The sequence below is a fragment of the Rhodococcus sp. UYP9 genome, assembly GCF_040547235.1.
Classification (GTDB): Bacteria; Actinomycetota; Actinomycetes; order Mycobacteriales; family Mycobacteriaceae; genus Rhodococcoides.
The window spans coordinates 173,395-187,215 of the sequence record NZ_JBEPPH010000007.1 but is presented as its reverse complement, the minus strand read 5'-3'; the positions used below and the strand labels follow the sequence as shown (position 1 = coordinate 187,215).

The window sequence follows — 13,821 nt, the reverse complement described above, 5'->3', positions numbered from 1 at the left end:
AGGCCCGAGCACGACCGCACAGCGACAGAACGATCATCGTGAGATCTTTCTGACCCCTACGTAACGTCAACGCAGCGGGAGTGCAACCCCGACGCGGCACCGTGGCGTCATGGCCAGCACACCGCGATTTCTCCAGGGCGTCTTCCCGTTCACCGGGCACGGGCTGAACAAGCCCGAGTCGATAGATCCGTCGACCAAGTTCGTCGTTCCATCCGGAGCTACCGCTCAACCGCTGTATTTCCGTGGCGGTAATTCGAGCGAAGAGCTGGTGGTCGTGACCTTGCTGAGGGATGGGCAGCCCATGCGAATGTTCCCCATGGGCTCCAAGAGCGGGGTCAACATCGCGCTTCGTGTCGTCGAGGACGTCGATCCGGATTCCGTCCTCGAGCTCGTCGTCGCGGCGCCGGAAGGAACGACCGGTGAAGTCGTCGTCGACTTCGGTTTGGTGCTGATCTGATGAGTGCAGACGCGATGGGTGGAGAGTCCGGCGTGAGGAAGTTGGTCGTGGTCGGGAACGGTATGGCGGGCGCGCGCACAGTCGAGGAGATCCTCAAACGCGGCGGAAGCGCACTGTTCGACATCACGATGATCGGCGACGAGCCGTACGGCAACTACAACAGGATCATGCTGTCGCACGTGTTGTCCGGTGAAGCCGGCATCGACGACGAAGATCTGCTTCTCAATCCCATGAGCTGGTATCGCGAAAACGGTGTCACGCTCTATGCAGGCGACCGTGCCGTCTCGCTCGACCGGTTCGCCAAGTCCGTGGTGTGTGAAAGTGGCCGAACCGTCGCGTACGACGTCCTGATCATCGCCACCGGCAGCAACACGTTCTTTCCGAACATGGACGGGCTTCGTGAGAGCGACGGTCGCCTCGCCCGCGGTGTGTTCGGATTCCGGACCATCGCCGACACGAACGGAATGTTGCAGATGGCGGAGGCGCAGGACGACGTCGCCGCGGTCGTGATCGGCGGCGGTCTCCTGGGATTGGAAGCCGCGTACGGACTCCGAACGCAAGGCTTGGACGTCGATGTCGTGCACTCGCCCGGACACTTGATGAACCAGCAGTTGGACGAACGCGGTGGGCGCGTCCTCCGCAACAAGATCGAAGCACTCGGTGTCGGTGTGCACACCTCCAAACGCACGACTTCGGTGTTGCGTACCCGCGAGGGCGCAGTGGCCGGTGTGGGCTTCAACGACGGCACCTCACTTGCCGCCGACATGATCGTCGTGACCGCCGGAATCCGTCCCAATGTCGAATTCGCACGCGGGGGCGGATTGGTGATCGAACGCGGAATCGTGGTGGACGATCAACTGCGCTGCGAGGACGAGGGGTCGATCTTCGCCGTCGGTGAATGCTGCCAACATCGCGGCGAAGTGTACGGCCTCGTAGCGCCCCTGTGGGAACAGGCCGTCGTCCTCGCCGATCATCTGACAGATACGAATCCTACTGCGGCATATCATGGTTCACGTCTGACGACCAAGCTCAAAGTGGCCGGTGTCGACGTGGCAGCCATGGGAGTGAAGGGACCCGAGCGTGAGGACGACGAGTTCGTCCAGTTCTACGAACCACGCAGCGGAACGTACAAGAGCGTCGTCGTCCGCGACGGCAAACTCATCGGTGCCACGCTTCTCGGGGACATCAGCAAAGCAAACTTTCTGACGCAGGCGTTCGACGAGAAGGTTCCGCTCCCCGAAGAACGAATCAGCATGTTGTTCGACATGGGAACCCCGACGGCGGCAACCGGTGCAGCCGAACTCGCCGACGACGTCCAGGTGTGCAACTGCAACGGCGTCACCAAAGGTCAGATCGTCGACTGCGTTCACGCAGGTGCCACGACGATGAGCGACGTCACCGCCAAGACCCGCGCAGGTAAGGGGTGTGGTTCCTGCAAAGGACTTGTCGCCGATATCTTGGCCTGCGCTGCCGGAGGCGCGGTCGCACCCGACCCCGCCGCCGACTGGTATGTGCCGTCCATCCCGTTGGCCAAGCCGGCCTTGATCGAGATCATCCGCGAGCGCGACCTACGTTCGGTGTCGCAGGTTTTCAGCGAACTCGCTGCAGGTGGCCGTGAAGATGCGAGCGCGAAGATGCCACTCGCATCTTTGCTGCGAACGATCTGGGGACCGGACTGGGTAGACGAACGAGGTGCGCTCTTCATCAACGATCGCGTCCACGCCAACATTCAGCGTGACGGCACCTTCTCGGTCGTACCGCAGATGAAGGGCGGGGTCACTACCCCGGATCAGCTTCGCAAGATCGCCGACGTCGCCGACAAATATCACGTTCCGCTGGTCAAGGTTACCGGCGGGCAGCGCATAGATCTGCTCGGAATCAAGAAGGAAGATCTACCGAAGGTCTGGGGTGACCTCGACATGCCGTCCGGGTTCGCGTACGGCAAGAGCATGCGAACCGTGAAAACCTGTGTCGGCAGCGACTTCTGCCGCTTCGGACTCGGCGATTCGACGGCGCTGGGCATCGCACTCGAAGAGCGCTTCCAAGGGCTCGAGACCCCCGGCAAACTGAAGCTGGCCGTCGCCGGATGCCCACGAAACTGTTCCGAGGCACTGTGCAAGGACTTCGGTGTCGTGTCCGTCGGCGAGGACAAATGGGAGCTCTATGTCGGCGGTGCCGCAGGTGCCCACATCCGGAAGGGCGATCTACTGGCCACTGTCGTCGGCGGCGAGGAAGTTCTGCGCATGGCTGGGATATTCATCCAGCACTACCGCGAAACGGCGCAGTGGCTCGAGCGAACATACGCGTGGGTCCCCCGGGTCGGACTGGACGAGCTTCGACGAATTCTGGTCGAGGACGGTGACGGAATCGTCGCTGGACTCGAACAACGCATGCAAACTTCGGTGGACGGCTACCGGGATCCCTGGCAGGACCGGGCCGAACCCAAGTCGCCTGCGCAGTTCACACCGTCGTTGCCGCTCCTTCCGCTCCCCCAGGTACCGGTCCGATGAGCGTGCCCGTAGGTCCCGTCGAAGACCTGACACCGGGTGAGGGCCGCGCCTACGTCGTCGACGGCAGGCAGGTAGCGGTATTCCTCCTCCAGGATGGGAGTGTGCGCGCCATGGACGCAGTGTGCCCGCACAAGGGTGGGCCATTGGCGGACGGTCAGATCGACGGCTCGGTCGTGATGTGCCCGATGCATCAGTACGCGTTCTCTCTCGACGACGGCACCTGTCCGAGCGGAATCGCCTCCGTACGAACGTATCCCGCAGTCATCGTCGATGGAAAGGTCATGGTGGAGGTGTAGCTGGACTCGCTTTCTTTCGCGACCGGCCCCATACCGATCGCCGTCAGCCGATCGAGGTGCCGTCCGGCATGATCGCCCCGGTGAGATCGGCACCGTCCGAGTGATACATACCGTCGAAGAAAACGGACGAAACTGGCTGTTCGTCAGGTTCGAATCGTACGATTCGAACGTCGGTGTCGTTCGGCACGTTCGAGTACAAGATTTAGTTCTGGACGAACGACGCCGAGGGTAGGCCATATTTCTTCGTTTCGTGATTTCGGAAGGATCAACCATGCCATCGCCGTATTCGAACGAACGGCTCGCCGGCGTCGAGGCGGTCCTGTGGGCGATCGACAACCGCTGCGAGTTGCAAGATCTGGCCGTGGAGTCGGCCGATCAAGCAGAACTGATCGCATCGTTAATGCAGCATTACGGATTCGACGAAGATCAATGCAACTTCGTGATCTCGCTCTCCGCCGGGCACATGACGAAGAAGTATCGAGTTCATCTGTCCGAGGGGCGAAAACAACTGCGCAAAGAACTAGCAGATGGCCAGTGACTCCTCCATCATGCGAGAACCGACGCTGGCATAGAAGACCTTCGCGAGCCTCAGCCGAAATGGTTTCCGCCAGCCTTGTGGAGGCTGCGGTCAAGGACCCTGTCGCGGATCCTCGATGGAGCTAGTTCCGACCACCAACGGCGTCGCACTTGTGCTGTTGCACTTAGGCTTTGGTCAGTTCGTTCCATGAACACAAAGTGTCTGCTCGGGGAATGTTGAGTCGTTGGCGCGGGAGCGTGGCTCGAACGGTGATTTTCAAAGGCGCCCGCACCTTGTGGTGGGTGGTTCGGGCCGAATCAGTTCACGGGCGGCGGGACGATGCGTACCGATCGCGGCGGACTGGCAACGGTGAAGCCGCACCGACGAGCGGCCGCCACCAGCGGCTCGGGTTTCGCGTCGGTCGACCAGGTGGCCTCCCCCGCTTCCCCGAACAGTCCGACGGCGTTGGGGTTCGGCCCGGTGGTGAACCGTGTCTGGTAACGGATTCCGGCGAAGGTGGCCGAGAACGCTGCCGCCCATTCCTGCGGCACTCCGTACGGGGTCATGGACACAAGTTCTCTGGTCAGGCCGAAGTCTGCAGCGGTACCCGCGCACGTGTCGGCGAGCTGATGCTCGTGCGGCACGGTCAGGGTAGACAGGCATCGGGTGGCGGCGAACGCGTCACTGACGACCCCAATTCTCGCCAACGTCTCTCCGACGGTTTCCCGGATCGCGGTGAGTTCGTCGAATGCGAGGTAGCAGGTGCCGCGTGGCGGTGTCAGGTCGAAGCGGCCACCGCCGGAGGAGGCAAACCACCATGGTCCGTTCCCGGTGCTGTGTCCACGGATCAGTGGCTGCGCGGCGGTGAGCTCGCAGCCGGGGAACCCGAGCAGCGAGCGCAGCGGCGGGCCGAGAGCGACAGTGTCGCGGTGGCTCACGCAGCCCACCGTCGTGCGTCGGCGCTGGCAAGCGCCATGACGCTCTCGTGAGGGTGGCCGTCGGCGATCCACTCGGCTGCGCTGCGGCCATCGAGTTCGGGCTGCGGGCTGCGTAACCACACTGCGCAGGTCCAGGGGTCGGCGGCAGCACGCAGCGTCGACCACAGGGTGATCAGGCGCGGGTGCACAGTTCCCGAATCCGTGAACTGCCAGGTGGGATAGACCCATGAACCTCCGTCGAGTCGGCAGGCGATCACGGTGCCGGCGGCGACAGCCTTGTTGACTGCTTGGCGGCTTATGCCCCACCACTGGGTTAGGCCGGTGGTGTCGTAGAACGGGCCGACTAGCTGGTCGTAGGTACCGTTGGTGGGCAGTGCAGCGGTCATGGAGCGAGCGATCGATTCGACGTCGTCGAAGACGTCGGTGGGAACGCCGGCAGCGCGGGCCTCTGCAAATGTCTGGTGGACGCGGCGGGCGAGCAGGTCCATGAGCTTGCGTTCCTGCTCGACTAAGGTGTTCATACGAGGCCTCCTGGCGGTCAACCGTGACAACCTCATTGTTGTCATTGCCGTCAACCATGTCAACGACAAGGCGGTGTGGGATGCCTCAAAGGCAGCGAACTGCAGTACACGGCAACCCTCGATGCACGGCGCGCGCATTTCACTCACCCCCCGGCCAACGCCTACCCTGTTCCAGTGAGCGATTCAGACGACAACGCACGGCTGGGTGCCGCGACAGCGTTTTTGCAGGAAGATCGCCTCAAACTCTTCGCATTCACGGTCGCGGAGAAGCACAACGAGTACCTCTGGGTGCTTCGTGCCTTCGACATCGCCCGTGCCAACTACGTCGTTCTTCTACATGCGGCCGAGATTGCGGACACGCTGGCCAGGCATGCCCCCGAAGACGCATGGCTCACCCTGACCGACATCGCACCGCTGCTCGAGCAGCTTCACACCTGGGAGCTTCTCGAGCGCAGCTACGACGGCTCACGCGCGGCTACCTTGGCCGAGTACCGCAACCGCCATTACGTCTATCAATTCAGCCAGGCCGGTTACAAGGCGTTTCGTGCCGTCGAGGACGTGCTCGGTGCCAGGCTCGACGACGCATCCCTGTCTCGGCTCGTCCTTCCCGAGCTGCTCGCCGACATGCACGAGTTGGCCGAGGCGAACCGTCAGGCCGACGGCGACCGCATCTACCGCAAACTCAGCCGACTCGACTCGACCCTCTCCGAAATGGCCACTCGGGCGGCGCATTTCTATCTGGTCCTCGGCGACCTCGTCCGCACCACCGAGATCACACCCGAATCTTTTCTGGTCCACAAAGATGCACTTCTGACGCATATGCGTGAGTTCAGCTCGGACCTGACGCGTTACGCCCCGAAGTTGGCGGAGGCTATCGCCGTCGTCGAATCGACTTCCATCTCGACGCTGATCGAGCGCGCCGCGATCAGTGACGAGCGGGTCTTCCTGACCATCGACGAGCGTCGTGCCGACTGGCAGGCGCGGTGGTCGGGTCTATCTCATTGGTTCGTGGCTGCGGAGGCCGAACTCAGTGAGTCCGAACGGCTACGTGAAGGCACGATGAGCGCCATTGCCGCGGTGTTGTCGCTGCTTCGACGGGTAACCGAGACGCGCAGAGGTGGTGTGAGCCGCGAGAGTCAACTCCGTCACCTCGCAGGTTGGTTCGCCAACACTGCGACCGAGGACAGTGCGCACGCTCTTTTCCATGCCGTGTTCGGTCTCGGCAGACCGCGTCATCTGTCCATGGTCCACCCGGATGCGGACATCATTCCCGCATCTCGATCCTGGTGGGAAGCCTCTCCCGTCGAAATCTCTCGTACCTTGGCGGAAACCGGTCGCGCGCCGTCGCCCGGCCTGCCTGGCCGCGTTCAACGCAACGACGGCGGGATTCGTCGCCTCCGTGAACAGCAGCTCGCCGCGCAACGCACTCGCAGTGCCGCAGCTCGATCTTTGGCCTCGGTAGGTGTGTACGACCGGACGCTGAACGAGGAGGAGACCGAAGTGTTGCTGAGCTTGCTCAATGCGGCGCTCACCGCCCGGGTCCGGGTGAGTGGTCGTACGTCCGGTTCGACGGGTTCGGACAGTGGTGTGAAATTGACACTGACCGACTCCGAAATATCGACCGTCGTCCGGACGACGCGTGGACGGTTACATCTGGATCGGCTGCAACTCGAGGTTGCGGATGTGACCCGCCGGTGAGAGCACGCGAAATACCTTCTCTGGCACTCGATTCCTATCAGCGTGCGGCGCGCGTTGCGTTGGCGAACCATCTGGTGACGGCGACGTATCCGGACCGTATCGCTCTTCCGCTTCTCCGTAGATGGGCAACCGAGCTTCGCGAGGATCTACTCGACTTGTTCGGCTATCGCCTCGAGGTCACCGAAACGACAGCCCGCTTGTTTCCGGTTCTCGACGCGCTCGATTCGACCCAGCCTGCACGAACCGCCTCGGACCGCGTCTTCGATCGACGCAGATACGCCTACCTGGCGTTGTCCTTGGCTGCGCTCGGCCGAGCAGGCAATCAGATCACGCTCTCCGAACTCGCCGACCACGTAGCCGCCGAGGCAGGCCAGGTGGACGGGGTGGAACTTGCGACCGACCGCGCTGCGGACCGAGACGCGTTCGTCGACGCCGTCGGCTGGCTGGCCGCGCGGGGCGCAATATCGCTCGCCGATGGTGACGCCGGCGGCTGGGCGAACAATCCGGCTTCGGGTGAAGCTCTCTACGACATCGAGCGATCGGTGGTCGTGGCGATGTTCCGTCCACCCAGAGCCGTGCAGCACCTCCGTTCGGTCACCGGTCTGCTCGTGGGATCCGAGGTCCCGACCGAAGACAGCGAAGAGGACGGGGAATCGCAGCCGCCGATAGATCCCAAGGAGACTCTCAAAAAGGTGCGCCGTGCGTTGGTCGAGCATCCCGTCGTCTATTTCGACGATTTCGATCAGGACGGTCGCACCGCACTCGCTGCGGTACGGACAGTCGCCGACGTCGAACTTCTGACCGGTCTGATCGCCGAGCGTCGCGCCGAGGGCGTCACGTTGATCGATACATCCGGGCGGATGTCGGACCTCCGATTCCCCAGCACGGGAACGATCGCTCAAGTCGCGCTGCTTCTGGCAGGTGAGATATCCGACCGGGTGATCGACCCCGATGCCCTCGAATTGCCACGCCATCCGATTCCCGATGACGGCGACCTGATCGACCTCGTCGACTCGGCAATACCTGGAGGTGGGGTGTTCGACGACCTCGCCGAGTTCGGTGGGCGAGGTCGAACCGTCGAAAACTCTGCTACCGAGCTCTACCCTTTCGTCGAGAACAGTTGGGTGAACGGGGCGGTCTCAGACCTGGTCGAGAGGTACGGACGCACGTTCGCCGCCCAATGGCAGGCCGACCCGATCGGTCTCGGTGAGCGAGCGGTCGGCATACTCCATCGACTCCGGCTGGTGCACATCATGTCCGGCGGGATACTCGTTCTCCCCGTCATCGCTCGCTACCGCGATGTGGTGATCAGTGTGCGGGACCGGGTACCCCAGGATTCTCTCTTCGAGTCCATGGACTTGAACGGCACGGAAGTCAATGGCACAGAACCGAGTGACCCTGATTCGCATTCTCACACCACGGAAACCGAGGCGCACTAGATGACCGCACATGCTCAGCGCTTCCGCCCGACCCGCGCCGGAATCATCAATCTGTGGGACTACCGCGATCAGGAATTTTCCTTTGCCGACGGTCGCCTCGTATTGCGCGGACCGAACGGCTCGGGAAAGACCAAAGCACTCGAGGTTCTGTTTCCGTTCGTGCTCGACGGACGAATCGAGCCGAGGCGGTTGAACCCGTTCGCCGGTGAAGAGCGAACGATGAAGTCCAATCTTCTCTATCGCGGCCAGGAGAGCGCGCACTCCTACGTATGGATGGAGTTCGGGCGGGGCTCACGCGAAGATCCCGAGTCCGTCACCGTCGGTATCGGAATGCGCGCAAGCCGACAGAACGACAAGGTCACCCGCTGGTACTTTGTCGCCGACGGCCGTGTCGGCGTGGACTTTTCGCTCCTGGGATCCGACGATCGGCCGCTGACCAAGAAGCAGCTTGCCGATCGACTCGGCAGCGACGCGCTGACCGACCGGCCGGTCGACTACCGAGCGGCCATCGACGCTCGGATGTTCGGTCTCGGCGCGCAGCGTTACGACCAACTGATCAATCTGATCCTGACGTTGCGTCGTCCGCAACTGGCAAAGAACCTGGATCCGAAGGGGCTCTCCCAGGCACTGACCGACGGTCTGCGCCCGCTGGACGAGCAACTGGTTCTCGAAGCAGCGCGCTCGTTCAGTGACATGGAAGAGGTCGGTCGAGCGCTCGAAGGCTTGACTCGGGCAGATCACGCCGCCACAACCTTCGTCGGCGTGTACGCGAAATACCTTCGAGTGCAAGCTCGCTCGGACGTGGAACAGATCAGTCGCAGACTCGAGTCCGTTACCCATGCAACCACGGCGCACTTCGCGGCCGCGGCACTGAAGGAACGCCGACTGTCCGAGCGCACTGCAGCGGAGAAGCGATTCGACGACGCCGAACGAGGCCTGGACCAAGCTCTTGCCGACCGCGAAACACTGCAGCGATCGAGTGCCTACGAGGGCAAACAGCAACTCGACGATCTCGCCGAATCGGCAGCGAAGCTGAAGATCTCCGCCGCCCAGCAGTCCGAGCGTGCCGGTAAAGCGCAGGCGGATCTGGCACAGCGTTCCACCGAGGCCATCGACGCCGAAAGCTCGGTACGCGACTCGGTCGCCGCACTGACACGCGCCGAGGACGATCTCCAGATTGCGGCCGAGGATGCCGGCATCGCGTGGGCGTCGATGCCGGCCAGTGCGCGCACCGACCAGTTCAGCACGACACTGCGCGGTCATGCCGAGGAACGTGACGGTGATGTGCGTGCCGTCCGCGACGCTCTCAGCACCGTCGAGAAGGCTATGACCGAACGCGCCCGTGCAGACAGAAGTGCTTCTCGGGCAAGAGAATTGCTCGAAGCTGCTCGCGCGTCCGTTACCGAAGCCGAAGCTGCCGTGGAGTTGGCTCGTGCGCAGTATGCGTCGGGACTGCGGTCCTGGTGGGCCGAGAACTCGACCCAGTACTCGGCTGCCGGAATCACCGTCGCCGCATTCGATTCCCTCGACGCTGCTGTACCGCACATCGGCGAGGACGACGCACCGAGCCTCGATGCCATCCTTGCCGAGGCTTCGGCCGAGGGGCTCGAGAACGTGCGCGGACGACGGACGCAGGCGGGTGTGGCCGCTGCGGCACTGACCGAAGAGCTGGCATCGATGCGTGCCGAACACGATCTCGTCAGTGCTCAACGCGACGATGCTCCCCCACCGTTCGCCGCTCGCACGTCCTCGCGTGACGGGCTGGTCGGAGCGCCGCTGTGGCAGCTCGTCCGATTCGCCGACGGCGTGGAACCTGCTGTAGCTGCCGGTGTCGAAAGCGCATTGCAGGCCGCGAATCTTCTCGACGGTTGGATCTCGCCGACCGGCACTCTCGGGTCCATGGAGTCGGACCAATTTCTGGTCGGCGTACCGGAAGCCGAACGTCCGACGGGCCGCACGCTGGCTGACGTCCTCGAGGTCGAACCTGGAACCGATGTGCCAGAGGCTGTGGTGCGAGATGTACTGACCTCGATCGCACTGCTGGAGGACACTGGCGCATCGAAGAATGCGGTGACCTCGATCGGCATCGACGGGCGCTACTGGCAAGGCGTTCAACGGGGACGTCACGTCAAGCCGGATGCCGAGTACATCGGGGCTACTGCCCGTGCTCGTCGTCGGGCTACGCGGCTCGCCGAACTCGACGCGTCGATCGAAACAGCCGGCATGTCCTTGGCGGCCACCCGCGAGGAAGAGCAGTCGACGGCCGAACTCCTGCGCGGCCTCGTGGTTGCCGCGAAGAATTTGCCGAAGGTCTCCGGAATCGTCAAGGCGCAGAAGACGGTCACCGAGTCGGCGGGGGCCCTTCGTACCTCACAGGCTGGTTCCACGGCCGCGGACAGCGAGCTCGACCAGGCTATCGCGGAGCTCTCGGCAAAGGAGAGACATCTGCGGAGTACCGCAGTCGCCCACCGAACTCCCCATACTGCACGGGATATCGACTCACTCGCCGCAGCGATCCGGCACTTCGAGAATCAGGGCGGACTCGTCCTTCGTCGCCGAGGCGAACACGTTCGCGAAGCCGAGCGGGCACGCGAAGCACAGAACCGATTGGAAGAGACCACCGGCCTCGCCGAAGAGTTGGCCGAGGAGTCCGCGATCGCACAGGAAAACCATCTCCAGCAGGTTCAGCGGTTGGACATCCTCACCGAGAAACTCGGATCCACCGCCGAACAGATCAACGCCGACCTGGAGAAGGCACGCGAAAAGATCGAGGCATGCAAGGTCGAGCAACGCGCAGCACGCAAAGCGGACAAGGAAGCCGGAGAGGCGATCGGTAAGGCCGAAGGTGCATGCAACACAGCGCAGGAGGGTCTGCGCGCCGCACTCACCGAGACGCTCGACGACACTGCGCGCCTCGCCCCATATGCCCGCAAGGATCTACTCGCCATCCTTGGCGTGCACGAGCTCTATTCGTGGCCCTCGTCCGACTCCGCGTGGCTCACTGTCGAACAGATCCTTTACCGAATTCAGAGCGCCTCGTCCCCCGATGAAGAGATTTCGGTGCTGCCACCGGTGGTGCACCAACTCCACTCGGCGCTCGACGCCGCCACCGCGTCGGTCAAGGCCGGCGACTCCTATCGCAAGAGCACACGGACCGCGTTGACCGGTGCTCTGCAGGAATTCGACTCACAGCTGGCGTCGTCCGGGCAGGACTACCGGTTGCAGTGGGACGCACCAGACGGATTGACCATCGTTCGTGTGCAGGACGAGCAGGGATTCACCTCGGTCGGCGAGTTCGCGCACCGTATCGGTGACGCGCGGTCGAATCAGGAGACGTTGCTCACCGAACACGAGCGTCGGATTCTCGAGGATGCGCTGTTGACCGGCTTGGCGCAGCAGATCCACGAACGCACCGTAGATGCCCGCGAGCTCATCGCGCAGATGTCCTCCGAGATGAAGCAACGGAAGATGTCCTCTGGCAACACGATCGGTGTGCATTGGGTCCTCGCGGACAATCTGGACGAAGGCGCACGAGCAATCTCGAAGCTACTCGATCGTGACGCATCCGGACTGAATTCGGACGACCTCGCCTCCATGCGAGCACATTTCGCGTCCGAGATCAGAATCGCCCGCGCGGCACACCCGGAGCGTTCGTACCCCGAGATTCTGGCCTCCACGCTCGACTACCGTCGTTGGCGGGTCTTCTCGTTCACGCTCATTCGCGGTGACGGTACCGAGGATCGATTGACGGTCGCGCGACACAGCGCGTTGTCCGGCGGTGAGCAATCGGTGTCTCTACATCTGCCGTTGTTCGCGGCCGCGCACGTCATGCTGTCCTCGGCCGATCCGCACGCACCACGGTTGCTGGCACTCGACGAAGCCTTCGCCGGCGTCGATGACAACGGTCGTAGTGAACTGCTCGGGCTCAGCGTGCAGTTCGATCTGGATCTGTTCATGACGGGCTACGATCTGTGGATCACCTACTCCGATGTCCCCGGATGTGCGCACTACGACCTTGCGCATTCGACAGCGGAAAACACTGTCAGCGCAGCGTTACTCGTCTGGGAGAACGGTGAACTGTTCGCCGAACACGATGGTTCCGATCTAGCCGCCGCTCTGGGTTCGCCGTTGACACGACGCGTGCCCACTCACGCCGAAGGCGGTCTCGAATTTGTCCGGTAACGAAGAACTCGGATGGCGGAACACGCCGGAACTCGACGCACTCTTGGCCGCTGCGCGCAAGAAGTTGGAGTCGAACTACTTGTTGGTCGGTGGCAACATCACCGTCCACCTGGGTGAGCAGGCAGAGCTGTGGCGATTGTGCAGTGCAATCTCTCGATCCAGCACCGGCCTGCACAGCCGCGCCCAGACTACGAAACTCGATCTCGCCCGATTCGACGAATGGCTCGCCCACCCACGAAACGGTGGGATCGGCTTGATCGCAACTCTCGACGCCGTCGCTCCGCTACAGGACAGAAAACAGATCGCATCCGACAAGGCCGAGGTAAAGGCCACTGCACTCGCCGACGCGCGCGCTCTACTCGCCGAAACAACCGACGACGACTGGGCCGAGCATTGGTTGTCCTCGTTGCTGAATCAGGACGGCACACTCGGAGGACGCGTGGCCGTCGACGCCCTACGGGTGGCTGCACGGGTGTTGGCGATCCTTCCCGTCGACGGCTTGTCGTTGACCGAACTCGCCGAATACGCGTGCGGTGACACCAAGGCACTGTCCTCCGGTGGTGCACCCCGTCTTGTTCTCGACGCACTCTCGCTCCGCGAAGGAATACCCCGTCCAGTCGACCCCGTCGGCATTCGGTTGCTGTGGGAAACTGCCGGAGTCTCGGTCGACGCGCTGTCGAGCAGGGTTCTGGTGTTCGGGTATCGAGTCGACGAATCGCATACCGTCGGACGGTGGCTGAACGACGCTGCAGACGCCGGGATTCCGTTCCCACTCACCCTCGACATGGTCTCGCGCGGCCCGCTCACCAATGTCGCAGATCGAATCTACGTGTGCGAGAACGTCGCAGTCGTCGCGGCCGCCGCTCGATCGTTGGGAAGTCGTTCCGCAACTCTCGTCTGCACCGATGGCCAGCCGTCGGCTGCGCTGCACAAACTACTCTCGGGCGTGCGGGCAGGAACGGAACTCCTCTGGCGCAACGACTTCGATTGGCCAGGCCTGCAGATGACCGCCCGCGCCCGCTCGCGCTACAACGCCGTCCCCTGGCGGATGGATGCGCAGTCGTATGTTCGTGCGCTCGACGCACGAAATTCCGAACCACTGAAGGGCCATCCGGGGCCGAGTGAGTGGGATCCTGATCTTGCCGCGGCGATGCACGAGTCGGGCCGCGCGGTAATGGAAGAGCGTCTCGTGCCCGACCTTCTTCTCGACCTGGCGTAGTCCTGTGTGGACGGTTGATCCCGGGTGCCGAAACGCCCCAGGAT

10 protein-coding genes are annotated in these 13,821 nt (G+C 63.0%); 8 read left to right on the top strand and 2 right to left on the bottom strand.

Features of this window, described 5'->3' with window-relative positions; all coding sequences use genetic code 11:
* Positions 1–109 precede the first annotated feature (109 nt).
* From ABIB36_RS19085 to ABIB36_RS19070, 4 genes are all read left to right on the top strand, one after another.
* The gene (locus ABIB36_RS19085) at positions 110–457 is read left to right on the top strand and encodes a molybdopterin oxidoreductase (protein WP_084348885.1); all 348 of its coding nucleotides are present in this window, start codon (positions 110–112) and stop codon (positions 455–457) included.
* 14 nt (positions 458–471) lie between these two features.
* Positions 472–2,967, top strand: coding sequence for a nitrite reductase large subunit NirB (gene nirB, locus ABIB36_RS19080; RefSeq protein ID WP_084349015.1), 2,496 nt, complete (start codon positions 472–474; stop codon positions 2,965–2,967).
* Positions 2,964–3,263, top strand: coding sequence for a Rieske (2Fe-2S) protein (locus tag ABIB36_RS19075; RefSeq protein WP_354562352.1), 300 nt, complete (start codon positions 2,964–2,966; stop codon positions 3,261–3,263). Before nirB ends, ABIB36_RS19075 begins: the two co-directional genes overlap by 4 nt.
* Before the next feature lie 271 nt (positions 3,264–3,534).
* Positions 3,535–3,801, top strand: a complete 267-nt coding sequence (locus tag ABIB36_RS19070) for a hypothetical protein (RefSeq protein ID WP_354562354.1) — start codon at positions 3,535–3,537, stop codon at positions 3,799–3,801.
* Between the two features lie 296 nt (positions 3,802–4,097).
* Here the strand turns inward: ABIB36_RS19070 and ABIB36_RS19065 are convergent, their stop codons facing one another.
* Together ABIB36_RS19065 and ABIB36_RS19060 are read right to left on the bottom strand one after the other, a co-directional pair.
* Positions 4,098–4,718, bottom strand: coding sequence for an RES family NAD+ phosphorylase (locus tag ABIB36_RS19065; protein WP_354562356.1), 621 nt, complete (start codon positions 4,716–4,718; stop codon positions 4,098–4,100).
* Positions 4,715–5,239, bottom strand: coding sequence for a hypothetical protein (locus ABIB36_RS19060; RefSeq protein ID WP_084348881.1), 525 nt, complete (start codon positions 5,237–5,239; stop codon positions 4,715–4,717). The genes ABIB36_RS19065 and ABIB36_RS19060 overlap by 4 nt, the downstream gene beginning before the upstream one ends.
* Positions 5,240–5,440: 201 nt before the next feature.
* Here ABIB36_RS19060 and ABIB36_RS19055 point away from each other — a divergent pair, with 201 nt between their 5' ends.
* The 4 genes from ABIB36_RS19055 to ABIB36_RS19040 are packed head-to-tail and all read left to right on the top strand — an operon-like array spanning position 5,441 to position 13,777.
* Entirely contained in the window at positions 5,441–6,937 is a 1,497-nt protein-coding gene (locus ABIB36_RS19055; protein WP_354562564.1) for a TIGR02677 family protein, read from the top strand.
* Positions 6,934–8,376, top strand: a complete 1,443-nt coding sequence (locus ABIB36_RS19050; protein WP_354562359.1) for a DUF2398 family protein — start codon at positions 6,934–6,936, stop codon at positions 8,374–8,376. The genes ABIB36_RS19055 and ABIB36_RS19050 overlap by 4 nt, the downstream gene beginning before the upstream one ends.
* Positions 8,377–12,558, top strand: a complete 4,182-nt coding sequence (locus tag ABIB36_RS19045; RefSeq protein ID WP_354562361.1) for a TIGR02680 family protein — start codon at positions 8,377–8,379, stop codon at positions 12,556–12,558.
* A complete protein-coding gene (locus tag ABIB36_RS19040) occupies positions 12,548–13,777 on the top strand; it encodes a DUF2399 domain-containing protein (protein WP_354562363.1) in 1,230 nt (409 codons plus the stop codon). The genes ABIB36_RS19045 and ABIB36_RS19040 overlap by 11 nt, the downstream gene beginning before the upstream one ends.
* The last annotated feature ends 44 nt before the right edge of the window (positions 13,778–13,821 follow it).

Excerpts from the sequence above, each read along its gene's own strand:
- ABIB36_RS19085 (WP_084348885.1), top strand. The coding sequence starts at position 110 with ATGGCCAGCACACCGCGATTTCTCCAGGGCGTCTTCCCGTTCACCGGG.
- nirB (WP_084349015.1), top strand. The coding sequence starts at position 472 with ATGGGTGGAGAGTCCGGCGTGAGGAAGTTGGTCGTGGTCGGGAACGGT.
- ABIB36_RS19075 (WP_354562352.1), top strand. The coding sequence starts at position 2,964 with ATGAGCGTGCCCGTAGGTCCCGTCGAAGACCTGACACCGGGTGAGGGC.
- ABIB36_RS19070 (WP_354562354.1), top strand. The coding sequence starts at position 3,535 with ATGCCATCGCCGTATTCGAACGAACGGCTCGCCGGCGTCGAGGCGGTC.
- ABIB36_RS19060 (WP_084348881.1), bottom strand. The coding sequence starts at position 5,239 with ATGAACACCTTAGTCGAGCAGGAACGCAAGCTCATGGACCTGCTCGCC.
- ABIB36_RS19045 (WP_354562361.1), top strand. The coding sequence starts at position 8,377 with ATGACCGCACATGCTCAGCGCTTCCGCCCGACCCGCGCCGGAATCATC.